At 40.0% G+C, this 24,812-nt stretch carries 23 protein-coding genes; 10 read left to right on the top strand and 13 right to left on the bottom strand.

The annotated features are described in order from the left end of the window. Nucleotides 1–39 precede the first annotated feature (39 nt). Nucleotides 40–1,461, top strand: a complete 1,422-nt coding sequence (locus tag ABTV71_RS15745; protein ID WP_433900204.1) for an MFS transporter — start codon at nucleotides 40–42, stop codon at nucleotides 1,459–1,461. A 339-nt stretch (nucleotides 1,462–1,800) separates the two neighbouring features. On the opposite strand, the gene ABTV71_RS15740 is transcribed toward ABTV71_RS15745, so the two are convergent. Together ABTV71_RS15740 and ABTV71_RS15735 are read right to left on the bottom strand one after the other, a co-directional pair. Then, nucleotides 1,801–2,118: a nuclear transport factor 2 family protein gene (locus ABTV71_RS15740; protein ID WP_121123065.1), complete on the bottom strand. Its 318-nt coding sequence runs from the start codon at nucleotides 2,116–2,118 to the stop codon at nucleotides 1,801–1,803. A gap of 23 nt (nucleotides 2,119–2,141) precedes the next feature. After that, nucleotides 2,142–2,933 carry an SDR family oxidoreductase gene (locus ABTV71_RS15735; RefSeq protein WP_121123067.1) on the bottom strand — a complete coding sequence of 264 codons (792 nt, stop codon included), beginning with the start codon at nucleotides 2,931–2,933 and terminating at the stop codon, nucleotides 2,142–2,144. A 127-nt stretch (nucleotides 2,934–3,060) separates the two neighbouring features. Here ABTV71_RS15735 and ABTV71_RS15730 point away from each other — a divergent pair, with 127 nt between their 5' ends. Next, a complete protein-coding gene (locus ABTV71_RS15730) occupies nucleotides 3,061–3,420 on the top strand; it encodes a winged helix-turn-helix transcriptional regulator (protein ID WP_121123069.1) in 360 nt (119 codons plus the stop codon). Nucleotides 3,421–3,495: 75 nt separating this feature from the next. Here ABTV71_RS15730 and ABTV71_RS15725 read toward each other — a convergent pair whose 3' ends face one another. From ABTV71_RS15725 to ABTV71_RS15710, 4 genes are all read right to left on the bottom strand, one after another. Further along, complete coding sequence (locus ABTV71_RS15725) at nucleotides 3,496–4,293, bottom strand: SDR family NAD(P)-dependent oxidoreductase (protein ID WP_433900203.1); 798 nt, start codon at nucleotides 4,291–4,293, stop codon at nucleotides 3,496–3,498. Nucleotides 4,294–4,308: 15 nt separating this feature from the next. Further along, on the bottom strand, nucleotides 4,309–5,133 hold the full coding sequence (locus ABTV71_RS15720) for a helix-turn-helix domain-containing protein (RefSeq protein ID WP_433900202.1): 825 nt from the start codon (nucleotides 5,131–5,133) through the stop codon (nucleotides 4,309–4,311). A gap of 5 nt (nucleotides 5,134–5,138) precedes the next feature. Then, the gene (locus ABTV71_RS15715) at nucleotides 5,139–6,554 is read right to left on the bottom strand and encodes an aldehyde dehydrogenase family protein (protein ID WP_433900201.1); all 1,416 of its coding nucleotides are present in this window, start codon (nucleotides 6,552–6,554) and stop codon (nucleotides 5,139–5,141) included. A gap of 111 nt (nucleotides 6,555–6,665) precedes the next feature. Further along, nucleotides 6,666–6,890 carry a hypothetical protein gene (locus tag ABTV71_RS15710; RefSeq protein ID WP_433900200.1) on the bottom strand — a complete coding sequence of 75 codons (225 nt, stop codon included), beginning with the start codon at nucleotides 6,888–6,890 and terminating at the stop codon, nucleotides 6,666–6,668. Nucleotides 6,891–7,450: 560 nt separating this feature from the next. Here ABTV71_RS15710 and ABTV71_RS15705 point away from each other — a divergent pair. From ABTV71_RS15705 to ABTV71_RS15690, 4 genes are all read left to right on the top strand, one after another. Continuing rightward, nucleotides 7,451–8,848, top strand: coding sequence for a L,D-transpeptidase family protein (locus ABTV71_RS15705; RefSeq protein ID WP_433900199.1), 1,398 nt, complete (start codon nucleotides 7,451–7,453; stop codon nucleotides 8,846–8,848). A 511-nt stretch (nucleotides 8,849–9,359) separates the two neighbouring features. After that, nucleotides 9,360–10,598 (top strand): MBL fold metallo-hydrolase, encoded by a 1,239-nt coding sequence (locus tag ABTV71_RS15700; protein ID WP_433900198.1) that lies wholly within the window; start codon nucleotides 9,360–9,362, stop codon nucleotides 10,596–10,598. Next, on the top strand, nucleotides 10,535–10,729 hold the full coding sequence (locus ABTV71_RS15695; protein WP_433903713.1) for an MBL fold metallo-hydrolase RNA specificity domain-containing protein: 195 nt from the start codon (nucleotides 10,535–10,537) through the stop codon (nucleotides 10,727–10,729). The genes ABTV71_RS15700 and ABTV71_RS15695 overlap by 64 nt, the downstream gene beginning before the upstream one ends. A 54-nt stretch (nucleotides 10,730–10,783) precedes the next feature. Next, entirely contained in the window at nucleotides 10,784–11,521 is a 738-nt protein-coding gene (locus tag ABTV71_RS15690; protein WP_433900197.1) for a sulfite exporter TauE/SafE family protein, read from the top strand. 108 nt (nucleotides 11,522–11,629) lie between these two features. On the opposite strand, the gene ABTV71_RS15685 is transcribed toward ABTV71_RS15690, so the two are convergent. The 5 genes from ABTV71_RS15685 to ABTV71_RS15665 form a co-directional block, all read right to left on the bottom strand. Further along, nucleotides 11,630–12,412, bottom strand: a complete 783-nt coding sequence (locus ABTV71_RS15685) for a phosphatase PAP2 family protein (protein ID WP_433900196.1) — start codon at nucleotides 12,410–12,412, stop codon at nucleotides 11,630–11,632. Nucleotides 12,413–12,505: 93 nt separating this feature from the next. Then, complete coding sequence (locus ABTV71_RS15680; protein ID WP_433900195.1) at nucleotides 12,506–13,654, bottom strand: efflux RND transporter periplasmic adaptor subunit; 1,149 nt, start codon at nucleotides 13,652–13,654, stop codon at nucleotides 12,506–12,508. A gap of 2 nt (nucleotides 13,655–13,656) precedes the next feature. Continuing rightward, nucleotides 13,657–18,000 carry a CusA/CzcA family heavy metal efflux RND transporter gene (locus ABTV71_RS15675; RefSeq protein WP_433900194.1) on the bottom strand — a complete coding sequence of 1,448 codons (4,344 nt, stop codon included), beginning with the start codon at nucleotides 17,998–18,000 and terminating at the stop codon, nucleotides 13,657–13,659. 171 nt (nucleotides 18,001–18,171) lie between these two features. Further along, nucleotides 18,172–18,567 (bottom strand): hypothetical protein, encoded by a 396-nt coding sequence (locus ABTV71_RS15670; RefSeq protein ID WP_121123091.1) that lies wholly within the window; start codon nucleotides 18,565–18,567, stop codon nucleotides 18,172–18,174. A 263-nt stretch (nucleotides 18,568–18,830) separates the two neighbouring features. Next, on the bottom strand, nucleotides 18,831–19,805 hold the full coding sequence (locus tag ABTV71_RS15665) for a helix-turn-helix domain-containing protein (protein WP_433900193.1): 975 nt from the start codon (nucleotides 19,803–19,805) through the stop codon (nucleotides 18,831–18,833). A 111-nt stretch (nucleotides 19,806–19,916) separates the two neighbouring features. Here ABTV71_RS15665 and ABTV71_RS15660 point away from each other — a divergent pair, with 111 nt between their 5' ends. Further along, nucleotides 19,917–20,414 (top strand): transposase, encoded by a 498-nt coding sequence (locus ABTV71_RS15660; RefSeq protein WP_433900192.1) that lies wholly within the window; start codon nucleotides 19,917–19,919, stop codon nucleotides 20,412–20,414. Further along, complete coding sequence (locus ABTV71_RS15655; RefSeq protein WP_433900191.1) at nucleotides 20,407–21,591, top strand: FAD-dependent oxidoreductase; 1,185 nt, start codon at nucleotides 20,407–20,409, stop codon at nucleotides 21,589–21,591. Before ABTV71_RS15660 ends, ABTV71_RS15655 begins: the two co-directional genes overlap by 8 nt. 164 nt (nucleotides 21,592–21,755) lie before the next feature. Here the strand turns inward: ABTV71_RS15655 and ABTV71_RS15650 are convergent, their stop codons facing one another. Beyond that, on the bottom strand, nucleotides 21,756–22,490 hold the full coding sequence (locus tag ABTV71_RS15650) for an SDR family NAD(P)-dependent oxidoreductase (RefSeq protein WP_121123099.1): 735 nt from the start codon (nucleotides 22,488–22,490) through the stop codon (nucleotides 21,756–21,758). A gap of 192 nt (nucleotides 22,491–22,682) precedes the next feature. Between ABTV71_RS15650 and ABTV71_RS15645 the strand changes: the two genes are divergently transcribed. Beyond that, nucleotides 22,683–23,009: a winged helix-turn-helix transcriptional regulator gene (locus ABTV71_RS15645; protein ID WP_245971290.1), complete on the top strand. Its 327-nt coding sequence runs from the start codon at nucleotides 22,683–22,685 to the stop codon at nucleotides 23,007–23,009. A gap of 108 nt (nucleotides 23,010–23,117) precedes the next feature. Beyond that, complete coding sequence (locus ABTV71_RS15640; protein WP_433900190.1) at nucleotides 23,118–23,348, top strand: hypothetical protein; 231 nt, start codon at nucleotides 23,118–23,120, stop codon at nucleotides 23,346–23,348. Nucleotides 23,349–23,558: 210 nt separating this feature from the next. Here the strand turns inward: ABTV71_RS15640 and ABTV71_RS15635 are convergent, their stop codons facing one another. Then, nucleotides 23,559–24,743: an FAD-dependent monooxygenase gene (locus ABTV71_RS15635; RefSeq protein WP_433900189.1), complete on the bottom strand. Its 1,185-nt coding sequence runs from the start codon at nucleotides 24,741–24,743 to the stop codon at nucleotides 23,559–23,561. Nucleotides 24,744–24,812: the final 69 nt, after the last annotated feature.

Raw genomic sequence — 24,812 nt, 5'->3', positions numbered from 1 at the left:
ACTCCCGCTATCGATCTACAATACTAATCCTTTATTCTTATGAAAATTGTTAACAAGTGGTTTGCACTATGTGTAGTGCTTACTGCACCCTTGCTATATGTAATTGATATCTTTATTATCAATATCGCGATTCCGACGATCAAGACAAATCTGCACGCCACTGATGGTGAAATACAATTGGTAATAGCCTCCTATTTATTGGGCAGTGCCTGCTTTTTGGTAACCGGCGGGCGAGCCGGAGACTTTCTTGGTAAAAAAAGAGTTTTCTTTTGGGGGATGCTGGCATTTACAGTCACATCCTGCATTTGCGGTTTATGCCAAAATGCGACACAATTAAATGTCGCACGTTTTTTTCAAGGAGTTAGTTCCGCATTTATGGTAACTCAGTCTATTGCATTAATTCAAGTTTTATTCACTGAAAGCAAAGAGAGAGCAGTTGCAATCGGGTGGTATGGGATAACATTAAGCATAGCAGCCATTATTGGACAAGTTTTAGGCGGGTATTTAGCAGAGACACATTTTGTAATAGAAGGTTGGCGTTTAATATTTTTCATTAATTTGCCTGTTGGCATATTTTCTTTATTAGCTATACATTTTTATCTGACCGAAACACCTACATTGGAAAAAGTGAAGTTTGATTACCAAGGAGCTTTGTATTTAACAATCGGGCTGGTCTGTATCATCTATGCTTTGACCGAAGGTAGAGATAATGGATTTCCTTGGTGGTTTTATACGTTAACATTTTTATCGATCGTTTTTTTGGCTAGCTTTATTGTTATTCAACAAAGAAAACTGAAACGCAAACAAGACCCCTTAATTGATATTTCTTTATTCAAACTAAAAGATTTTAAAATAGGCTTATTTGCTGTACTATTTCATTTTATGCTGCACACGGCTTATTTATTGATTGTTGCAGTTTATTTACAAAGTGGATTGGGGATATCAGCCTTGGCCTGCGGTATGTATTTTATTCCCCATGCTATTCTATTTATGATTTCATCGGTCTTTGCCGGAAAACTCCTTCCTCGATATGGTAAGCGTATTCTACAATTAGGTTTGTCTATCATTTTAGTATCCTTTGTTTTACAAATGATATTCTTCTCGCACAGAGACATTCCATTTATTTCTATGCTCTTGATAGGCTTGTATGGATTAGGCAACGGTTTAGTTCTTCCATTTCTGTTAAATGTGGTTTTAGATCATATTGAGGAGAAAGATGCAGGTGCTGCTTCGGGAATATTTTCTACATTTCAGCAGACAGCTTCCGCATTGGGAATAAGTATCATCGGTGGAATTTTTTATTCGATTTTAGAGCATGAATACTTCAAGAATAACTATCTTTTTGCGCTACAAGCAGGGTTGTCGGTAGGCATTTTTTTTCTGATCATCGTATGGTGCATGTTATCAAAATTACCATATTCTTATAAACCAGAAAAAGCTGATTTACATCAACTAGATTAACACTTCGAAGTAGCATGTTCGCGGCGTTCATCGCGTGCGGTCCATCAAACCGAAGAAAACCTTATCTAATCAAGTAGGGGTAATATCCGTTCCATCGGATCGCTACTGGAAAATGGGCTGCTGAAGCCGCATTTTCCATGTTTTTGAATTTGACGAATTGGGTAAAGCATAGATGCAGAATGAAACAGACTTACAGTGGTAAAGTTGTCTTCAAGTGATGAGCAAAATGCATGAAGGCATAAACTTTGAATATGACTGAAGAAAAAGGCGCAGAAACTCGATTAAACGCAAAAAGCTGAGGTTTATACTTCAGCTTAAAGTAATTTGCATATTGCAATATTAAGTTGTTATCTTCAGGTATTTGATTCGTTCATTAGACAACTGGAAATGATATTTCAAAACAACGGGACTACCGGGAAATGTGCCTGAAGCCTCCGCCGATAAGATGCATCCACTTTCATTAAAATCTAATGGTTTCATCGTAGCTCTGTATTCTTTGTTGGCTAGGTCAATCCAGTTTTGAATTGCAATTTTTCCCTTGTGATTTTTTCCTTCATCAAATACTTCCGCATCTTCAGTAAAACAATTTGCGTAAGCTGCACTGTCAAATTCGTTTTGCGCCTTCACTAGTTCGGAGATAATGTTTGGTAAATTCATGTTTTTTATTTTTTAGATGATTATTAAATGGTCGGTACTGTTCCGCCGTCAATTACATATTCTGTTCCAGTTAGATAACTGGCTCTTGGCGAAACAAGGAAGCCAACAAGTTCAGCCACCTCTTTAGGTTCAGCGGGTCTGCCGAAAGGAATTCCTCCCAATGCATCCATTACGCTTTGTTGCGCTTCTCCAATGGTGCTGTTGGCGTTTCTTGCAATTTCGCCCAGCCAGGCCTCGGATGCTGTAGTATTGATCCATCCGGGCGAAACAGTCAGCACACGCACACCTTTAGGAGTAACTTCGTTCGATAAACTTTTGCTGTAATTTCTCAATCCTGCTTTTGCCGCTGCGTAAGGTAAGGTTGAATCATATAGAGGCAATTTACCCTGAATTGAAGCAATGTGGATGATAACACCGGTTTTCCGATGGATCATCTGCGGCAGAAAGCCCCTATCCAGACGAATTGGAGCCAAAAGGTTAGCCTGAATTGTCGATTCCCAATCCTCATCGCTTAGCGCTGCAAACCCGCCCGCAGGCGTAGATGATCCGCCGAGGTTGTTTACCAGAATATCTAGTCTGTCATAGCTCGAAAGCACTTCGCTCACTACTTTTTGCGCTCCCTCTGCTGTACTCAGATCGGAAGCAATGAAATGCAGCTTGCTGTTTTCTGGTTCGGGTGAATTTCTGGCGGTAATCACAACCGTTGCACCAGCCTGTAGCAGCCTATCCGCAATAGCTCTTCCAGCACCTTTTGTACCTCCGGTAACCAAAGCAATCTTGCCTGATAACTCATTGTTGAAATTAAATTGTTCCATTTTATGAATTGTTTATAGGACAAAATTGGGGTATAAAAACAGTCTGTACAAGTACGGAGTTACGATTCATATAGGGATAAATTTTTCCCCTATTGTACAAATCGGAACATACCTTTAACTTTGAAATATGTATGAGAGAAAAATAATTCCGAACCTGAACTGCGGCCTCGACTTGATAGGCGAAGTGCTTTATGGGAAATGGAAAATACGCTTGCTCTGGTTTATTGAACAAGGGCACAAAAGGCCCAGTGAATTGCAGCGTAAAATACCGGATGCCTCTCGACGGGTACTGAACATTCAACTGAAGGAACTGGAGGATCATGAGCTTGTCATGAAGAAAATATATCCTGTGGTGCCACCAAAAGTAGAATATTCGCTCACGGATTTTGGGAAGAGCTTGATTCCGGTGATTTCTGCCTTGGGACACTGGGGTGATCAACACCAAGATCGACTGAGAAGAGTAATCTTAAAAAGAATTCCGGGATAAGTGGAATGAAATATTAAACTGAATTTATATAAAAACAGCGGTCAATTGACCGCTGTTTCACGATGTCCTCTGATTTTACAGACTACGGATCGTACCGCCATCGACCCGTAGCACAGCGCCACTTATATAGTCTGCAAAACGACTACAGAGGTAGACCACGGCCCCCGCAATTTCCTCAGGTGTACCGAACCTGCCGGTATCGTTAGGAATAAGCTCCTGAACCGCTTTGTACTTGATCTCTTCCATATCCCTTCCCCAGCCAAATTTAGGAGCTGCCTGCTCGAGCCATTGTTCCACCATGGGATTAATGATGGCTCCGGGTGATACGATATTAGAAGTGATCCCCGTATCTTTAAGCTGCCTCGCCAGCGAAGCGGACATATTATGCCGCGCGGCAAGAGTAGCATTATAATGCGGCTGTTCCTTTATGGGCTGTATGGCCAGACCACCACCGATGTGTATCACTCTGCCCCAGCCAAGCTCTTTCATCTTTGGAACGATGCGTTGTATCATACGTACATAAGAAACCACGTTGGTATCGTACAGCTCAAGCCAGTCCTGCGTACTTGCTTCGCCCCACGCTTTATGTGAAGTAACTCCGGCATTATTAACCAGTATATCCACCGGTCCACATGAGAGTGCTGCTGCAGCTACGGCATCGGCACCTTCATCTGTCTTAAGGTCTCCGATAGCTACTGCTGCTGATCCGCCGGAAGCGTTAATCTCCGCAGCTACAGCTTCGGCACGTTCAAGGTTACGCCCATGTATAATTACCATGGCGCCTTCACTTGCGAGCATTTTGGCAATAGCTTCGCCCAACCCGGAACTAGATCCGGTTACCAGGGCACGTTTACCCTTTAATTGTATGTCCATTTTAAATGATTTTTGTTATGAATGTTTTTTATTTGGCGCATAACCAAATTCCTTTTTGTAGGCAAAGGAAAAATGGGAGAGATCCTCAAACCCCAGATCCAGGTACACCTCGGATGGTTTCTCTTTTTGCTGTTCGATCAGGAAACGGGCTGTATCCAGACGCTTCCGCAACAGCCATCTGCCCGGACTGGTATGAAACTGCTTTTCAAAATCGCGTTTAAACCCCGAGAGGCTGCGGCCCGTAAGAAAAGCAAAACGTTCCATAGGTACATTGTAGCGGTAGTGGCTGTTCATAAAAGCTTCAAGATCTATCTTACCCGGTTCATTAAAATCAAACAACACATTTTTAAATACAGGATTAAGCTGGATAAGCAGCAAAACAAGCTCTCTGGCTTTTAGCGCAACAATGCGCTCATCCATTTGCTGCTGCAGGTAAGGAACTAAAGAATCTACAAAACCTTGCAGTAATGTGCCCGACTGTATCAGCAGTGCTGTATGGGGATTAATTATGCTATCGGCTTTCAGCCCGTACTGCTCGCTCATTTCCTTTAAGGTGCATTGATCGATATGCACTGCGATAGACCTGAAACTTCCGTCGGTAGTACTTTTCACGTATTTTGTCAGCTGGTTGCGTCGGAAAAAGCGGAAGTCTCCTTCATGATAAGAATGCTTTTGATCAGCCAGCCAGACATCCTGTTTACCTTGGAGAATATAACTGAAGATATGATCTGCTACAAAAGCTTCACCCTCGATCGTATTGCCTGAATACGAATTGAGCATTATTTTAGGGCCTGTGGCAGCATCTTTTGCTTTTTCAGAAATATCATTTTTGCATTCCATGGCGATTAGCTTATGATTACTTTTGGTTCTAATTGTTCTTCGAGGCCATATAAACCTCCTTCTCTGCCCAGGCCCGATTGTTTAAATCCGCCGAATGGTGCCAGCGCATCGTGAGCGATCGTATTGATCGCGATCCTGCCTGCATTGAGCTGTGCAGCCACTCTCTGCGCCCGCTCCATGTCTGAACTGCTTACATAAGCATGCAGTCCATATATAGTATCATTGGCGATGGCAATAGCTTCTTCTTCAGTTTTGTAAGTGATAACGGATAATACAGGCCCGAAAATTTCTTCCCGGGCAATCGTCATTTCATTACTTACACCTGTAAATATAGTGGGTTTGACGTAAAATCCGTCTTGTAATCCATCCGGTTTGCCCAGACCTCCAGCTAAAAGTTCCGCGCCCTCGTCGATACCCAGCCTGATGTAATACTGTATCCGGTCAAATTGTTTCTGACTGGCCATTGGCCCGATGACCGTCTGCTCATCTCTTGGATCACCCACTTTTTGTGTAGCCATCGTTTTCAGCAAGATAGCTTTAACCTCTGGCAGGACAGCTTCGGGCACCAGCAGTCGTGTGCCAGCAATACAGGCCTGACCACTGTTCATAAAGGCCGCATTTACCGCCATTGGTATTGCAGTATTGAGATCCGCATCATCAAGAATGATGTTGGGTGATTTTCCGCTGAGTTCCAGCGTGACCCGCTTCATCGTGTCCACTGCATTACGGGCAATGATCTTGCCGACCATTGTAGAACCTGTGAACAGAATTTTGGCTACTGCGGGATGGGTAGACAATACCGTTCCCAAAATATCTCCGCGTCCATGCACCATATTGATTACGCCGGCTGGAAGTCCTGCCCGGTCGAAGCACTCGGCCAGAACCTGAGATTGCATCGCACTCATTTCGCTGGGCTTGATCACTACGGTACAGCCAGCTGCAATCGCCGCTGCCAGCTTCACACATATGGAACCTGAATTGGCATTCCAGGCCGTCATGATCCCGGTTACACCTACCGGCACCATTGCCATTGCCGACTGACCTATGCGGCGTTCGAAAGAAAAATCCCTAAGGATTTCCTTAAAGTAAAGGAATGTCTCTGCGGCATACTGGTTTGACCAGCGCGACCGTTGTGCCGTTGCACCGTACTCTGTTGTGGTTACTTCCTGCAGGGCATCGAGGCACTCCATCAGCGCATCGTGTAATTGCTGTAGGTAATCCATGCGCTGTTCTCTGCTTGTTTGAGAAAAAGAAGGTAAAGCTGCTGATGCAGCAACTATTGCAGCCTCCATATCCTGCTCATTGCCCAATACCACTTGGCCGATGAGGCTTTCATCCGAAGGATTAATGATATCCATCTTCTCGGTTCCTGTCGAAGGCCGAAATTGACCATCGACATAATGCTGGTTGATTATTTTCATTTTGCTGTCTTTTAACACTTCGCTCAAGAGCATCGTTATTATTAACACAAAATTACTTCGCTACCGTCTTTGAAGGTTTGTTAGAAAGCCCAGATTACTTTGTTGATTGGATCAATTTATATTTCTTTTTAATTTATCAACAATAAAACCTATCAACCATCCCAATCCGCCTCCTATCAGGATATATACTAATATCTTTTTGATAAAGAATTGCCAAGAAATAATGCTAATTCCATATTCATCTATAGGAGCAGTATCAGAATAACTTACTACTGAATCCAAAATTGAAAATAATAAGCCTATGCCTCCACCTACTGTAGTTAATGCTTTTTTCATAACTTCTTCACTAAAACTTCTGTTGGATAATAACGATTTTTCACATTTCTAATTTCTTAATCGCCCGATTCCCTTGCCTTGGTAGGAGGGAAGAGGTTTATCAAACTGAAAAAACGGTCGCCATGCGGTAAAAACAGCATATAAAGAGCTTTGAAATGTTCTTTTAACTTACCTTGATAAAGATAGAGTCTTTCATTGTCAAATATGGTGCCCATAGAAAGTTGGTTGAGTATGGATCGTGTTTATTTCAGATTCAATATAAGTAATTTTATGAAGATCGGAAAATGATTCCGACGTTTCAGCAAAGGAGACAGTCTTTTCTTCGTTACCGAGATTAATGAACTGCAGACAATTTGACGGTATCGTAAATACGTTGGAAGCAATAGATCCGCCTGATGCTGATCTTCTAGCTGAGAGATCTTCTCATCGTTTGTTAAACGAACTCTTCAGGAGACGTAAGATCAGGCAACTCAGGGATAAACGATCATTTTTTTTAGTGATCAACGTCAGGATTTCTAAGCCCAATGATTTGTAATTTTAGTATATTAAAATTCAAGGTTATGAAAGCGTTTCTGAATTTTACGATGATTTTTTTCGGCATAATGCACATTGTTGTCCATGGGCAGGATACAAAGACAGCTAACAAGATCACATTATTATTGAAAGACAGTCTCTATTTGGCTAACTTAAATTATCCAAAATCAGTCAGTCGATGCTATGCCACAAATAGTTATAATTTTCTTTGGTTAAATGATAAACAAAACATAGATCAGGCTGAAACGGCTTTAGCGCTTCTAACACACTTTAATCGCTTTGGATTATTATCCTCAGATTACTATTCTAAGAACCTCACATTTGAGGGATTAAACCAATTGGGCGGTTTCTTTTCTGAGAAACACGAAGAGCGGAAAGCCATGTTCGATATATTGATGACCGATGGTCTCATTACCTTTATCAATAATATTCATTTTGGTAAATATAATCCATTATATGATCGTTCCTATATTGATAGTATTAGTATTAAGGGTTTTTGTGCGGACAAAGCGTTATCTAATGCTCGTCGTCAGTTAGATTTTTCCAAAGCAGTATGTGAGGCTCAGCCTAAACTCAAAGCGTATCAGGATTTGCAGAACTATTTGGATCAATTTTATGCGGTAGGTAATCCCGATACGACATCCGCTGAAATGGCAAAAATTCTAATAAATATGGAACGTTTAAGGTGGATAAATACCCAAAGCTCAGATTATGTTTGGATAAATATCCCATCCTATACTTTAGCGTTTCATCATCAGGGTAATGTGTCAGAATTTAAAGTCGTTGTTGGGAAACCAAAAACAGCAACACCTGTTTTGGAGAGCGAAATAGATTATTTTTCCACAGCTCCCGATTGGAGAGTTCCTCAAAGTATATTTCGGAATGAAATTTTGCCTGAAATTTTAGAAAACAGCGGGTATCTAGAAGATAACCATTATTCGATCTACGATGAAACAGGGGGGAAAATTATCGTGAATTCATCGACATTACAAGAAATAAACAAAAATCCACGAAAGTATAGCGTGCGGCAATCCTCCGGTGGTCACAATGCCTTGGGTGCAATCGTCTTTCGGTTTCAGAATTCACATGGTGTATACCTGCATGATACTCCACAAAAGCAGTACTTCAATCGAGAAAACAGAGCACTTAGCCATGGCTGTATAAGGGTTCAAAATCCCAAGTTACTGGCGACTCAGCTTTTGGCATTTGATGATTCAAATGAAAAAATCCCGGTTCTGGAAGAGGCAGTGAAGGCGTACCGTAAGAGAGATTTTATTCTGAAGCAACCTGTACCCATTATTATCACTTATTTGACTGTGCTGATAAAAAATGGCAAGCCAATTATATACGATGATATCTACCAGTTAGACAAATCTTTAGTGGAAATGTTACATCATGATATGCGGACTGCCACTACTCCATAATAGCAAATTTACGTATACACCATAAGTTTATAATATCTTCCCATTTCCTACAGGACATGAATAAGAACCGCATATGCGAAATTGGCTTACTATCTGTAATGAAAGTGACCAGTATCATTATTAAATATCGCAGGAATCATGATTTAATAGTATGGATAAACCTAATTTTAGAAATAAAACCATTAAATTAATTTATTATGAAAACCGCAGAAACAAACAGTAAGGCCAAGCAATCTTCACTTGGATCGACAATAGAAAAACTTTTGGACTAAGGATGAATCGTCTATTCAATTGGACAAAATGGAACCAGCAATCAATATTATTGAAAAGAATGGTGTTTACAAAATTAAGGCTCTGGCACTTGAATCAGATAAAGGCCAATTATAAAGATGGACTGCTTCATATAACCATTAAAAAAAAACACATTGGACAATTAGCAAGTGAAAGAAATCAAAATACGGTAACTAAACTTTACAGATTTCCATAATACTGCCCTTTAAACTAAAAAACGATGGAAACTATTTTTTTAAAATCCCTTGGCGGCGCGGGAACAGTCACTGGCTCTAAGCACCTATTAAAAACCCCCGAACTCACTATATTGGTCGATTGTGGTTTGTTCCAAGGTATAAAAACCCTGCGTGAAAAAAATTGGGAACCCTTAGCTATTTCTGTCGAAGAGATTGATCTAGTTATTCTTACGCATGCTCATCTGGATCATTGCGGCTATATTCCCTTGCTCGTAAAAAACGGATTTAGAGGAAAAATCTATATGACGGAGCCGACCGCTGAACTGACAAAATTGATCTTGCTCGATAGCGCCAAAATACAAGAAGAAGATGCAAGAAAAGCAAATTACCATCTTTATTCCAAACATCATCCTGCGAAGCCACTGTACACGAGGGATGATGCAGAGCGATCTTTTAACTATTTTTATACCGTTCAGGAAAACAACGCTATAAACTTGAGCGATCACATTCAATGTGAGTTTAAACCCTGCGGCCATATCATCGGCGCCTGTTCAGTAGCCGTCACATGCTTTGATAAAATCATCGTATTTTCAGGAGATATCGGAAGGAGGCATAGTGAGGTTTTACCTATTAACGACTTTTTTACCAAAGCCGATTATTTAGTCATGGAGTCAACTTATGGAGACCGGTTACATGATAATACAAATGTGTATGATAGTTTGCAACATTGGATCAACCTGACGGTTGAAAATCAAGGGAATATTATCATTCCAAGTTTCGCAGTAGGCCGAGCCCAGGAGCTTCTTTATATAATTCATCAATTAAAGAAGCAGAAAAGAATTCCGCATGATCTACCGGTTATATTGGATAGCCCAATGGCTGCTTCAGCGACAGCCATAATGGTTGATTATGCTGAATATACTACCGTGGACAAAAGAGAATGGTCTGCGATTGTCTCTGGTGTTGATATTAACAGAGATTATATCAATACGCAGGAAATCATTCGTGATAAAAAAAGTAAAATCATAATTGCTGGTAGTGGCATGGTGACCGGCGGTCGTGTTCTTGAGTATTTGAAACACGACCTAGGGAGCAGTCGGAATACAATCTTAGTTGTAGGTTTCCAGGCGGAAGGCACACGTGGCAGGGCATTGTTAAATCAATCGCATGAATTGAAGATCCACGGTTCGTATTATCCTGTAAGGGCTAATATTGTAGAATTGACCGGATTATCGGCACATGCCGATCAGTCCGGGTTAATGGATGGATTGGCAAATATATAATCCCTCCTAAGCAAATCATGCTCGTACATGGTGAACCTTCAGCATTGGAGGCACTACGTGTAAAGATCCAGACAGATTTAAACATCCCTGTTAAAATATTAGTCAAAGATGAACAGGTTGCCTTTTCATAGCCTAAATATTCTTTGCATCAAGTGGTCCATCCCAGTGTCCAGGTATAATCATTTATGGAAAGATATCTAATTTTCTTCATCTTAGCGTTAATCGCTGAAGTATTAGGGACAGTCTCTGGATTTGGTTCATCCATATTATTCGTTCCAATCGCCGCTCTATTCTTTGATTTTAAAACAGTATTGGGAATTACTGCGGTATTTCATGTTTTTAGTAATCTGTCTAAAATTGCATTGTTCAAAAAGGGGATCCGTTTGGATATTGCGATCAAGCTGGGTATTCCCGCCGTTATATTTGTCATATTGGGCGCCATCACCACCAAGTTTTTACCGGTTCAGCAAATTGAGTTGGGGACGAATATCATCTTGGTTTTTCTGGCTTTATTTTTAATTTTTAAATCAGGCAGGCCTGTTAAACCATCCAATTCAAATCTATATATCGGAGGCATCACTTCCGGGTTTATTGCTGGCATAGCAGGTACCGGCGGAGCGATTCGTGGTATTACATTAGCAGCTTTCCAATTACCAAAAGATGTTTTTATCGCTACTTCCGCTCTGATTGATCTGGGGGTCGATCTGAGCCGGGCAATTGTCTATATAAGCAATAGTTATTTTACCAGTAAACACATATTTTACATCCCGTTTTTGATCGGTGTAAGCGTTTTGGGTAGTTATCTTGGGAAGTTGATATTACAAAGAACATCGGAAAAAACATTTAGATATATTATTCTGATCGTTATATTGATTACTGCCGCATTCCAGCTTTATAAGTATATCTATACGGGTAGATCATAAATAGAAAAGCCATTGGCGCCTTTAACTTTCTGAACAGAACGATTAGGATGGGTGTCAATTAAGACACCCTTATTTTGAAATTAAGATTTTAGCCAAACTGCTTCATTTTTAAAATTTAAGAATACAATTGAATCCAAGCTGATTTGACTGGTAATACGGAATATAGATCATTTTATTATTCTGTTTGTTCCCGAACAGTTTTGAAATTTTTGGAAATGACCAATATGCGAATTCGGTGGACAATATTCCTATGCCTGCTCCTGCGACCACGTCGCCGACCCAATGCTTATCATTGAATGTTCTATATGTTCCGGTAAATATCGCAAAGGGGTAACCGAGGAAACTAAGCCACAAATTATGTCCGCGATATTCGCGGAACATAAAATGGGCTGTTGCAAAGGCTGTAGCTGTATGACCAGAAGGAAAAGATAAGCTGTTTGAACCATCGGGTCGTTTTTCGTGTACGAGGTGTTTGGTAGGCGTAACGATAGCTGTGGAAAGAAGCAAAGAAGTGGCCAGAATTATACTACGATCTTTAAAATCATGCTTTCCTTTTATACCAATTTCATTTAAACCATAGACTAAAGCTCCGGGTATAAATTGCGTGTAATTATCAACTTTAATATGCGATGGACTGTGCTCTCCGATCTCAAAACGGGTTGAACTGTTGATCTCTTTTATTCCCGGGTTGGTAAGGCTAAGAATACCATATCCAATGCATATGGATGGTATAATTGTCCTTTTGTAGCTTGGCTTATACATATTGTCCGAAGAATCGACGTGGGCCGACTCGTTTCCAACCAGCGTATCCAGACTAGTGCCAATAAACATTCCAAACGCTAAATTCCCGAAAAGTGAACATACGATTGTGATTAAGATTGCGACTTTCATGTAATTGAATCCAAGATTTAAGAGAATAATATTTTATTATAAAAAAAAGTATCGGTAGCGACGTGTTTAATAATGTTTTCATAGCGATTTTATTTAATCTTCCCCGCTGTTTTTTAACTGCATTAACAAGGTGTAGGCATTCTTATTAACGATTTTTTTACCTACGAAATCTCGATGGTTCAACACCTTTGCCAGCCCTTTTTGGGGTTCCTCAACGGATATTGCTGCCAGGCGATAATTTCTGTTTCCTTCCGAGACGAATACATAACTTTTTCCTTCAAAGTCTATAATACATTCTTCCGGCAGGGCCTGTGCTAACGTGGTTTTTGTTTGGATTTCAGCATTCATATATACCCCAGGTACCAGATCCGGATCATATTTATCCAAATGGCAATGGACAGCTGTCATACCTGTGGGATCGACATCCTTGCCGATCAAATGAATTTTTCCCGAGTACTTTTTATTGGGATTAGCATTGGAGTAAGCTAATAACGTTTGTCCTGGATGGAGCTGTTCAAGATCCTTTTCATAGACTTTCAAATTTAGGTGGATGTCCGTTGGGTTGATCAATTCAAAGAGGACATCCGAAGGATTTACATATTTTCCGATATTGACATTGACTTTACTTACATAGCCATCGATCGTGCTGTATACGGGAGCACTTTTACGGATATTCCCGGCAGCAATGGTACTGGGTTGAATATGAACGAGTTCTAATTGTTTGGCGATTGCATTCATAGTTATTTGCTGGCTGTTCATTTCGGCCTGTGCTTGTTGCATTACTTTATCACTGCTTGCCTGACTCTGGTTGAGTTCTTTTTGACGTCTGTAGTCGAGCTGGGCAAATTGTAGTTTCGACTGGGCGGCAAGATAGTCTTGCTGCAGTTGGATAAACTGTGGATTTTCGACGATGGCAATAATATCACCTTTTGATACTTTCATGCCTGGCAGCAGGCTGGTACTCTTTAAGTATCCCCCCAAAGGAATACTTACAGACACCAGATTCTGAGGCGGTACATCAATTTTTCCATTCAGTTTTAATATGCTGGCTATCGGCTGGTCCGAAAGCGTTACCGTCTCTATTTGGGCATTTTGTAGTTGCGCTTCCGTTAAGGAAACAAGAGTTTCGTCTTTCGGCTTTGCTGATGACGGTGAAGCCTCGCCTTTATTGCCCTGGCAAGAGATGCCAGTTGTTGCCAACATAAGAAAGATATATTGGACTATCATATTTTTCGTTTTCATTTCTATTGATTTATCATGATGTAATGAAGCTGAATGGCATTTTCATTGAGCTGCCACAATGCATCTGTATAGCTACTTTTCAGCGCGATTGCCTGGTTTATTAAAGTGACAAATTCGAGATAGTCAATGGCTCCATTGGAAAATTGCTTCTGCGCTGTTTCAAAAACTATTGCTGCATTTTTGAGTTCCTCGCATTCATATTGATCGACAATAGCGAGACTGGTCTGATAACGTTGGGCGAATTCTTGGGACCGTCTTTCAAGCGCAGATTGTGCATTTTGAAGTTCATCGCTTGCAATGGTTTCTGCCAGACGTGCAGTTTCGATCCGAGCACGCTGTCCGCTGGAAAATACCGGTATGGAGAGCCCTAACTGCACCGAATGAAATCTTGGACTCGCGTCGTAGATTCTGTTATCAGGCCCCGCACCTTTAAAACTATTCAAATTGTAGCCTAGCAACAGTTGGGGGAGTAGTCGGGATTTTTCCATTGCAGTTGTATGCGCTGCGACTATCTTTTCTTGTTGCAGCACTTTGAGTAAAGGGTGGTCGGCCACCGATGACTGAACGAAAGTAGCCTTTTCCACAATGGTAGGGGTGTAGGCTTGTGATGTATTTAGCAACCATTGGAATTGCAGTTGAAGGACATTTATTTCATCAGCTACCTGTCTCAATTGGATTGTGATTGCGGCCTTTTGATTTGCCGCAGTTGAGCTTTCCAGCACATTGCTTTCTCCTGCCTTCTTACGGAGAACTGTTTTGTCAAGGAAGCTGCTATAAAGGGATAATGCCTCGCTCAAAAGTTTTTCCTTTTGCTGCCAATATAGTATGTTATAGTAGGTAAGGCTAACAGCCTTTTTCAGCTCAAACTCTTTGAGGGTGACATTCAGCTGACTTTTTTTCCATTCTTCGGTATAGCGCATACGTTGTCTTCTGTAGACGGTAGGAAAACCAAAGCGTTGACTGATACTAACCTTTGTATCCTGATAAGCGCTATTGATCTGCCCGTAATCTAGGCTGATATCCGTCTGCGGAATATCAGCAGTGGATGTCTTTATTAGAGCTTTGGCATAAGCTACACGCAGTTTTTCAATTTTTATGTTTCGGTTGTTTTGGAGCGCGAGTTCAATGGATTGATCCAAAGTGATCTTGGTCTGTGCTGTCGAATTTTTTGTTGCAAAAACAACAAGAGCAATCAAAAGAGGCACAACATGCTTTCTTTTTAATTTATGAGGTTTAAATCCGCGCTCCATGGTTACGTAAAGGAGCGGAAGCACAAATAAGGTTAATAGCGTCGCAATAAGCAGACCACCGATGACCACAGTTGCCAAAGGGCGCTGTACTTCAGCTCCAGCCCCGTTGCTTAGCGCCATAGGGATAAATCCCAGTGAGGCCACCGATGCGGTCATCAAAACGGGGCGCAACCGATTTTCACCACCATCGACAACAATACGCACAATATTACGGATGCCACTTTTTTGAAGCCGGTTAAATTCAGATATCAATACGATACCATTGAGCACCGCGACACCAAATAGCGCTATAAATCCAACTCCGGCACTAATACTAAAAGGCATTCCCCGCAGCGCCAATAAGAACACTCCACCGATAATCGATAATGGTATGGCGCTATAGATCAATAAACTTTCCCTAACAGATTTAAAAGCAAGGAATAAGAGTATGAAAATTAGCGCTAACGCAATAGGCACTGCAATCAAGAGGCGCTGCTTGGCGTTGTTGAGGTTTTCAAAAGAACCACCATATTTAATGGAGTATCCTGTTGGAAGTTTGATTTCCTTATCAATCTTAGCTTGTAGGTCATGAACGATACTTTGTACATCCCGCCCGTTGATATTAAATCCTACGACAATCCGCCGTTGCGCATTTTCCCGTTGGATCTGATTAGGGCCCTGTACAATCTCTACACGGGCCAACTGGGACAGTGGAATTTGGTTGCCCATAGGAGTAGGGATCAAAAGGTTACGGATATCAGTAATATTATTTCGGTCTCTGGCAGCTAGCCGTACAACCATGTCGAAGCGTTTCTCACCCTCGAACACCAAGCCCGTTCGCTGCCCGGCAAAAGCAGCATTGATTGTTCTGTTTATTTCATCAATCGAGAGATGATGTTGTGCAATGATAGGGCGATTATAAGATATGACAACCTGAGGAAGCCCAGCAATCGGTTCGATGTAGAGATCTTGGGTTCCCTCGACCTGTTCGATAATTTTACCTATTTTTTGAGCATGTAAGGTAAGGGAATCCAGATTATCTCCAAATATTTTGAGGACAACATCCTGACGTGCCCCCGTCATCAGCTCATTGAACCGCATTTGTACAGGATATTGAAATCCGGCCGTAATGCCGGGAACATCGGCTAATGCTTCGCTCATTTTTGTAGCAAGTTCAGGAAATGTACGCGCCGAAGTCCATTGCTTTTTGTCTTTTAAAATAACCATCATATCCGAGGCCTCCATCGGCATAGGATCGGTCGGCACCTCACCACTGCCAATTTTGGTGACTACTTTTTCTACTTCAGGAAATCTGCTCTTTAAAATATGCGCAGCTTTCTGTGTGCTTTCAATGGTCGTGGTCAGATTACTTCCTGGGAGGACACGGGTATCTACCGCAAAATCACCTTCCTCCAGTGAAGGAATAAATTCCCCACCTAGCTGGCTGAGTATCACTACAGCTCCTAAAAAAAGTAAAATAACCAGTGTAAAAATTGTCTTTGGAATCCGCAGTACTTTGAGTAGTATGTGCAGGTAAAACTTTTCCAGTCTTTTCATCAGCTTGTCCGAGAGTGAAGGTTTACTATTTCTTATACGTAGTAAAATTGAACTCATCATCGGTATATAGGTGAGCGATAGAAGAAATGCACCTAGTAAAGCAAAGGCAACCGTTTCAGCCATAGGTTTGAACATTTTACCTTCGATTCCCTGTAGCGTTAAGATGGGGAGGTAAACGATCAGGATAATGATCTGTCCAAAGACAGCGCTGTTCATCATGCGACCCGCTGATGCTGTTACCAAATCGTCCATTTCAGAAGCAGGTACTTTGAGTAGGGCTTTGAATCGTTGCTGTTGAATAAGCTGATGCATGACGGATTCAACAATAATGACTGCGCCATCAATGATTAATCCGAAATCGAGTGCACCAAGACTCATCAGGTTACCACTTACCCCAAAAAGGTTCATCATGCAGATTGCAAAGAGCATGGCCAGAGGAATGACCGAGGCCACGAGCAATCCGGCTCGTATATTACCCAGAAAGAGAACCAGCACAAAAACGACAATCAGTGCGCCTTCCAAGAGATTTGTCCGCACCGTGCTGATGGCATTATTGACCATTTTGGTACGGTCTAGAAAGGGCTCAATGATGACACCTTTGGGCAGGGTTTTTCGGATTTCCGCTACCTTGGCCTTGACGTCCGCAATCACTTGGCTACTGTTGGCTCCTTTAAGCATCATGACGACGGCTCCAGCCACCTCTCCATTGTCATTGTAGGTCATGGCACCGTATCGCGTTGCAAAACCAGGACGTACATCGGCTACATCCCGAATGAAAATCGGTAAGTCATTTCGCTTCCCTGTAATCGCAATATTCTGAATGTCTTCAATCGTGCCAACCAATCCTTCACTTCGGATGTAGAGGACTGTGGGGCCTTTTTCGATGTAAGCGCCACCCGTATTCTGATTGTTGGTGTTGAGGGCATCAAAGACGTCGTTAATGGTAATCCCATACGCATTTAGCCTGTCGGGATTTACAGCGATCTCATATTGTTTGAGTTTGCCGCCAAAACTGCTGACCTCGGCCACACCCTTAACACCCAGCAGCTGCCGTCTGATAATCCAGTCCTGGATAGTACGGAGCTCAGTGACATTATATGTACGCTCGTATCCCTGTTGCGGACGAACGACATATTGGTAAATTTCTCCAAGACCTGTGGAAATGGGGCCTAGTTGAGGCGACCCTATACCTTGTGGGATTTCCTGTTGTATCTGTTGGAGACGTTCGGCTACTTGCTGCCGCGCCCAATAGATGTCAATATTATCATCAAAAACAATGGTTACCAGGGATAAGCCAAATCGCGAAAAGCTCCGTATTTCCTGTAATCCAGAAATATTACTGTTGGCCTGTTCGATCGGAAAGGTAACCAACCTTTCAATATCTGTAGCTCCAAAAGAAGGAGCAATGGTAATGACCTGCACTTGATTGTTGGTAATATCGGGTACGGCATCAATAGGCAATTTTGTTACCTGATAAGCGCCTATACCGATTAAAGCCAACATCAATAGCACGACAATGAGTTTGTTCTTTACAGAGAACTCAATGATTTTTGTAAGCATATCAAATAGATTCTGTTAAATCGTAAGTTTTGACAAAGACACTCGTGCACAGTAATATATTGACATTGAAAAGTACTTCCGTATTCGCATACAGAAATTATGGTTTTTTACTGTCAAGAAAGCTGTTGAACTACGGATGTCTTTATCCGAAATAATAAAAAGAGGAATGTATTAACAGAATTTTGGCGGCTGCCATATGGAAGTCAGGAAGGTATCGGCTATAAAATGATCGTTCCGGATGGGAGTAGTATTATCTTTCGTTAGTATGGAGCTGTTATGAATATCCACTTCTATAGTCGGTGGGCAGATAAAAACAGCATAATATGAAGTCGCATGCATCATAAATGGAAGTTTTTGATCTTCCTCATAGTCGTCATCATGCGGATGGTTTTCCAGATGATCTCCATTGTAATGAATCTTTAGAAAATCGAGGACAGATAGTTCCGGATTTTTTTCCTTATGCTCGAAATAATGCTCTATCAACAACGGAAACCGCAACAACTGCGCAATTTCGGTTGCAGAGACAATATAGATCGTCAAAAAGCAAATAGCAAGCAATTTCTTCATCCTATACAAAATTATTAAAAAATATTGTTGAATCCGTTCTACTATCAAATATTTTCATTGTTCTTACTTTTTTCAGAAGTTTTCTTGTCCAAAGAGATATTTCGATTTATGGAACATTAACTTCAATGGCATTAATCATATTCTTGCGCTTCTCGATATACGAAAACAAACATTCAATTTAGTATATCTATGAGGCTGCTTCTTTTAGAAAATAAAACACCATATTCGATAAAATAGAACGCTGGCTAAAAAATAACCCTACCTCAACGTCTAACTTTACTTGGTGCCATACCGAACTTTTTCTTGAATGCCTTACTAAAGTGCTGTAAGGAACAGTATCCCAACTCAAACGCTATTTCAGTGGCCTGTTTTTTGCCCTCCAATAGATCATTTTTTGCGAGATCTAAACGTAGGTCAGATAAATAAGAAAACGCTGTTTGATTAAATATTTCCTTAAAGCCTCGTTTTAGTTTATATTCGTTAACACCGGCTATTCTCGCTAATTCTATCAAGGTTGGGGGCGACTGAATATTCTTAACCAAATAATCACGGGCATATACAATTCGTTCTTTATCATAATCATGTTTTATGTATGTTGATGATGAATCTTGAAGGATATTTAAAGACTCTGCTTGCAAAACAAGCAACTCAATGGTTTTTGAGAGAAGAAACAATCTCTTTAGCCCACCGGAATAATCACAATTCAGAATCGAATGGATACAGGTTTGTATCGGCAGATCAATATTTAGACTAGCATCTGAAAAAGCGACCGGAATTCCTGAAACTATTTTGTCCGCAAACTGCTTTAGGGATTCGTTTCCATCTTTTGATATTGTTAAAAAAGAATCTTTTTGAAATTGCACCATAAATGATTTCATCTGCAAACCATCAAATTTCATTTTACCTGTAGCTTTGGTGCCATAGAATAAATTGTGCTGATTACCATTTAAATCAAAAGAATTGCTCATTCCGTTCTGTACTATTGAAGTTCTTCCTTGCAAATTAAAGTGCATGGTTACCAGTTCTGAATCTCCTTTCCAATCCAATTCCGTCGGTTGATCAATATTAGTTTCGGAATATAAGATCTTGATGCCATCAAAAAGCCATTGTCTGGCAGTTAATTGTCCAAAGGGAATATTCGTTTTAAAGGCATTTTCTTTAAAACCATGATCGCCAAAATCATTTTCGTTAAAGGCTATTTTAAAAGCCTTTTTATCATTTTTCAGTTCAAATCCCATTATGCCCTAATTTACCAGTTTAACTCCTTTTTTTGCAAGCGCTTTTTTCGATAGCGCGGTACTTTTGCCAAGTGAGTGAATGTAAGAAATAAATTTAAAAAGTTTAGAAAAATGAGAAACACATACCAATACCCGAAAGCTACCCGATGGCTATTTTATTCAATCTGTGCTTACTTTATTATGAATGGAGCGCAGTTATGGGAAACCGCTATAATGGTTCCTGCATGGACAGCAGCTCCGCCTTCTTCATTCATATTTTTTCAAAAACCTTACGGGCTGGATTTTAAAATGTTTTGGATAATAGTCCATGGAATTCATGAATCGGTATTTATCACAGCGTTGGTTTTTAATTGGGGGATAAAGAATCGTAGAAAGTTAATGGTACCGCTTTTTGTTGCGCATATAGCAGTTCGGATATGGACATTAACGTATTTTGCGCCTCTTATCACCGAATTCCAGCAACTTTCATATAGCGATACCCTGGATATAAACTTACAGGAAAAAGCGGTTCAATGGCGTAATTTAAATTACGTGCGCGTGGCCATTTTTTTTGCATTGAACTTATTGCTCATATCCGGATTAAAAATAAAAGAGGAAAACAATGGATAAAAAAGTACTCATTATCGGTGCCGGCGTAGCCGGCCCCATACTAGCTTTACAACTGAAAAAAATAGGTTTTAATGTTGAAATATTTGAAGCGAGATCAGAAGACAATACAAAAGAGGGAGCCTTTTTGGGCCTTACACCCAATGGCTTGAATGTATTGAAAGAATTTATTGACTTAAAACTGCTCAAGGAAGATTATACTCCCGGCACAATGAGGTTTTTTAATTCTAAAGGAAAGCAAATAGCAAAACTCGATACGGCCTATCAGAAACAACAATATGGTGTAGAAACAATTCAGATCAAAAGAGCAAACCTCAATAAATACGTCCGGTTAGCTGCTAAAGAAGCCGGTATAAAAATATGGTACAACAAAAAATTTGTCAGATATCAGGAGACTAATGAACAGTTAACAGCATATTTTGATGATGGAACAATGGTTGTTGGATACATTATGTTGGCCTGTGATGGAATGTTTTCCGAAGTTAGAAATCAATTATTCCCGAATGCTTCTGCCATTAGGTATACGAAAGTCATTTCCACTGGGGGGTATGCAAATATCCCTGAACTTTCCGAACCGTTGGATTCCATACGCATGAACTTTGGCGAAAGGGGATTTTTTGCTTATTCAGTTTCCGACAAAGGTGAAGTTTGGTGGTTTAATAATTATTTTAGAGAACAGGAACCGAAACCAAAAGAATTAGGAAAAACATTAAATACCGAAATTCAGGGCTGTTTAGCAAACATTCATCAGAATGACGATCCTTTATTCTCCAAAATAATCAAAAATAGCCATCAAATTATTGCATATCCTATTTATGATGTACCTAAGCTTTTGCATTGGTATAAAGGTAGGGTTTGTCTTATTGGAGATGCGGCACACGGTATCTCTCCACATATTGGGCAGGGAGCCTCCTTGGCATTGGAAGACACGATTGTAATTGCTGAACTATTAAAATTACACAAAGACTTTGCACCTGCCTTTCGGCTTTTTCAGACCGAACGTCAGTCCAGAGTAGAGCGGATAATAAGTAGTGCAAGGAAAGTAGGGAATACCAAAACAAAAATCAATCCAATAGCAGCCTGGTTTCGTGATGCTCTAATCGGCTTTTTTATTAAAAAACAAATCAAACAGCTTGACTGGATATATAGTTGGATCTATTCACAGAAGAATGGGAGCTAAGGCAGTTACCCAAAACTTAAACAAATATTTAGGACGGAAACCATTTCTTGCGAATTTTTCAGGAGATCCCGAAAGTGAGTAGGATGATTAGGACCGTTGTATTCCGAGATTAGATATGATATACTTAGTTGACAAAAACTAAGTATATCATAAAGATCGCATAGTTATCTACGAATTGTAACACCTCCGTCTACGGCTAGGTATGAACCCGAAATATAAGAGGCTTCGTCTGAAGACAAAAAAACAATTGCGTTAGCAATTTCCTCAGCTTGTCCGATTCGTTTCAATGGAACTGCTGCCGCTATAGCATTTTTTATATCTTCAGGCGTTTGATGATTCATAGGTGTATCCGTCAATCCGGGAGCAACCACATTCACCCTTATTTTTCTGTCGGCCAGTTCAGTGGCTGCAGTACGAGCAATCGCATCGACTGCACTTTTTGTTGCAGCGTAAGCCCCCATTTGTGCATATCCGCTGACAGATACGCCTGATGAGAGCAGAACGACCGAAGCTCCTTCTGCTAAATGAGGAATTAATTTTTGCAGAGTAAAGAATAGTCCTTTGACATTGATGTTGTATAGGTCATCAAAAACTTCTTCGGTTGTATCTTCAATTGAATATTGCTTTGCTATTCCCGCATTCAAAACAAGCACATCCACTTTTTTTCCGCTATCTGCAACTGTTTCCGCCAATTTCGCAATATCTGCCAGTTTGGACGTATCCGAAGCCAAATTTTTCAATTTTGGGCTATTGATACTTGCTGATGCTGTTTGCAGGCTATCCATATTTCGGCCTGTTATCAATACATTTGCTCCTTTTTCAATAAATGTTTTAGCGGTGGCTAATCCAATTCCTGCGCTTCCGCCTGTAATTACAACGTTTTTATTTGTGAAATTCATTTTTTAAATTTTTGATAGTTAAAATTCAATTCTTGTCAAGACTTTTTAAACTGTTTATTTTTGAAATCGATTTCTTTTACTATGCAAAGTTAATTTGATTAAATTTATTTTGGTAACTTTGTAACTAAAAGTAACGGTAACTTTTGGGTAACGAGGTAACTTATGATGGAAATTGAATGCTCTAATAACGACATGAACAGAAAACATATTATGGCTGTTCACGATGCCATGGATGTGTTGAATGGTAAATGGAAAATCTCAATAATATCGTCAGTTTGTTATTACAACAAACGACGTTTTTCTGATATTTTAAACGATGTGAAAGGTATCTCCAATAAGATGCTCAGTAAAGAGCTCAAAGAACTGGAAATGAACCAGCTCATTAAACGCATAGTTCTTGATACGCAGCCGATAACAGTTCAATATCAATTAACAGAATACGGTTTGACGTTAAAAAAAATCATCAATACTTTGGCTGAATGGGGAATTGAACATCGAAGAGTGATTGTCGGGAAGTAATATCAATTTTTCCGGCTTCTTCGAAGTGAGATTGAACAGGACTTCAGGTTATTTCCTCTATCATCTGTTGTGTTATAACCTGAAGGTTTCAAGCCAAGTTTAAACTTAGTGGATCATTTTGTTATTTTGGGTGCTGTAGACGGGCCTGAAGCGCTGGAGATACCTAGCATGGTTAATGCAATATTTGTAATTGACGATTTGGAAGCTTTTTGGAAAATACTTGAAAAAGAGTCAAAAAGAATAATTATTCCAGTTAACAGAGTCAGTATAGGAGTTCGATTTATAGTAGAACAAAAAGACGGAAAAGTAATTGAATATCTTCAACTTAATGATAATTAATTCGGAGGTATTGCTCCGGGCTATACTATCTGTGATTTTAATGATAATAAAAAAAACAGCTTTCGAGGTTGAAAATTTTACAACTTCGAAAGCTTAATAATAAGCCTCCTTACAATCACTCTTTAAATCTATGTAAGCAAAAATTATGGAAGGAGAAGACTTTTAACAAGTATTAATCTCAATTATTTTTTGTCTTAAATCGATAAAGAATTATTTTAATTTACAATTCAATATAAAGTTTTCCTGATCTTTTGTAAGTACAATCGGTTCAGTCATTATTTTTTGAACGGCTTTATCATCAGCAGCACGGAATCCGTTAACAAACTTCTCCAGATCTGCTTCGCTCTTAGGAAGGAAAGATGCCGCATTATTCTTTGCATTGGTCTGAAATTTTTCTACAATAGGCTGCATCAATGTGTTATAGCTATCACAGGCGGTTAAGATATCATCCGGATACTCCGCAATATAGTGTGCCAGTGCCTTTGCCCCATAAATAGACAGAGAGGCTCCCATTCCTGATAAAGCTGTAGGGCAATAACCTGCGTCTCCCAACAAAACCAAACGGCCATTACGCAGATTTGGAGCATTTACCATGCCCATTTTATCCATAAAAAACAAACCATCGTCCAAAAGATTTTCTAATAATTGCTTTACTTCCGGATTATAATCAGCAAACGTACCCTTAAGAATAGATGAGGCATTATTTTTAATATAGCCAATGTCTTCGGAGCTACGGATGTAACACTGAATGGCTATTTCTTCCTCTGCTAAGGGGTATATGGACAGCATTTTGTTGACATCTATATAGACCTTAAATACACCAACTTGCTTTCCATGGTTTTGTTTTAATTTTCCTCCTACATAAAGCGTATTGAAATCTTCTAATTGGTAATTGGTAAAATACCGTTCTCTTGTTGGGGAACGCAATCCTTCGGAAACAATGACTAAATCAACATCTATCGAACTTCCGTTTGAAAGTGTAACTTTTGTCTTATCTGATTTATCTTCCAGTTGTGAAATCGTTGTGTCAAAAAATATATTTACATCGTTTTTGATTGCCTCATACAAAACGTAATGTAATCCACCACGAGTTATAAGAACGGAACGTTCAATATTCTCATGCATTTTATCATATTCAATGCTTTGAATGATTTGCTCATTAGTTTCTACAAAATGAACCGTTTCAGAGGGTGATGATTCTGCTTGTAGATTTTGAGTTAGCCCCAATTCGTCCATGATTTTTACACCGAAACTCTTGAGGGAAATAAGAAATCCTGCTTTACTGAATGAAGGCGATCTATCAATTACAGTAATGTTATGACCTTGTTTTGCCAAAAAGTTAGCAGCTGTTAAACCTGCAATCCCTGCTCCGGATATTAAAATGTGTTTTTTCATTTCTTCTATTTTTAAATTGATATTGCAAATTTATTTATACTTTTAATGCTAAAATATCGCATTAAAAAA

The sequence above is a fragment of the Sphingobacterium puteale genome (assembly GCF_050986225.1).
GTDB lineage: Bacteria > Bacteroidota > Bacteroidia > Sphingobacteriales > Sphingobacteriaceae > Sphingobacterium > Sphingobacterium puteale.
Note: the sequence above shows the minus strand (reverse complement) of the source record. Positions and strands in the feature narration are given on the sequence as shown.

Coding starts and splice junctions, on each gene's coding strand:
- ABTV71_RS15745 (WP_433900204.1), top strand. CDS start 40: ATGAAAATTGTTAACAAGTGGTTTGCACTATGTGTAGTGCTTACTGCA.
- ABTV71_RS15740 (WP_121123065.1), bottom strand. CDS start 2,118: ATGAATTTACCAAACATTATCTCCGAACTAGTGAAGGCGCAAAACGAA.
- ABTV71_RS15735 (WP_121123067.1), bottom strand. CDS start 2,933: ATGGAACAATTTAATTTCAACAATGAGTTATCAGGCAAGATTGCTTTG.
- ABTV71_RS15730 (WP_121123069.1), top strand. CDS start 3,061: ATGTATGAGAGAAAAATAATTCCGAACCTGAACTGCGGCCTCGACTTG.
- ABTV71_RS15725 (WP_433900203.1), bottom strand. CDS start 4,293: ATGGACATACAATTAAAGGGTAAACGTGCCCTGGTAACCGGATCTAGT.
- ABTV71_RS15720 (WP_433900202.1), bottom strand. CDS start 5,133: ATGGAATGCAAAAATGATATTTCTGAAAAAGCAAAAGATGCTGCCACA.
- ABTV71_RS15715 (WP_433900201.1), bottom strand. CDS start 6,554: ATGAAAATAATCAACCAGCATTATGTCGATGGTCAATTTCGGCCTTCG.
- ABTV71_RS15710 (WP_433900200.1), bottom strand. CDS start 6,890: ATGAAAAAAGCATTAACTACAGTAGGTGGAGGCATAGGCTTATTATTT.
- ABTV71_RS15705 (WP_433900199.1), top strand. CDS start 7,451: ATGAAAGCGTTTCTGAATTTTACGATGATTTTTTTCGGCATAATGCAC.
- ABTV71_RS15700 (WP_433900198.1), top strand. CDS start 9,360: ATGGAAACTATTTTTTTAAAATCCCTTGGCGGCGCGGGAACAGTCACT.
- ABTV71_RS15690 (WP_433900197.1), top strand. CDS start 10,784: ATGGAAAGATATCTAATTTTCTTCATCTTAGCGTTAATCGCTGAAGTA.
- ABTV71_RS15685 (WP_433900196.1), bottom strand. CDS start 12,412: ATGAAAGTCGCAATCTTAATCACAATCGTATGTTCACTTTTCGGGAAT.
- ABTV71_RS15680 (WP_433900195.1), bottom strand. CDS start 13,654: ATGAAAACGAAAAATATGATAGTCCAATATATCTTTCTTATGTTGGCA.
- ABTV71_RS15675 (WP_433900194.1), bottom strand. CDS start 18,000: ATGCTTACAAAAATCATTGAGTTCTCTGTAAAGAACAAACTCATTGTC.
- ABTV71_RS15670 (WP_121123091.1), bottom strand. CDS start 18,567: ATGAAGAAATTGCTTGCTATTTGCTTTTTGACGATCTATATTGTCTCT.
- ABTV71_RS15665 (WP_433900193.1), bottom strand. CDS start 19,805: ATGGGATTTGAACTGAAAAATGATAAAAAGGCTTTTAAAATAGCCTTT.
- ABTV71_RS15660 (WP_433900192.1), top strand. CDS start 19,917: ATGAGAAACACATACCAATACCCGAAAGCTACCCGATGGCTATTTTAT.
- ABTV71_RS15655 (WP_433900191.1), top strand. CDS start 20,407: ATGGATAAAAAAGTACTCATTATCGGTGCCGGCGTAGCCGGCCCCATA.
- ABTV71_RS15650 (WP_121123099.1), bottom strand. CDS start 22,490: ATGAATTTCACAAATAAAAACGTTGTAATTACAGGCGGAAGCGCAGGA.
- ABTV71_RS15645 (WP_245971290.1), top strand. CDS start 22,683: ATGAACAGAAAACATATTATGGCTGTTCACGATGCCATGGATGTGTTG.
- ABTV71_RS15635 (WP_433900189.1), bottom strand. CDS start 24,743: ATGAAAAAACACATTTTAATATCCGGAGCAGGGATTGCAGGTTTAACA.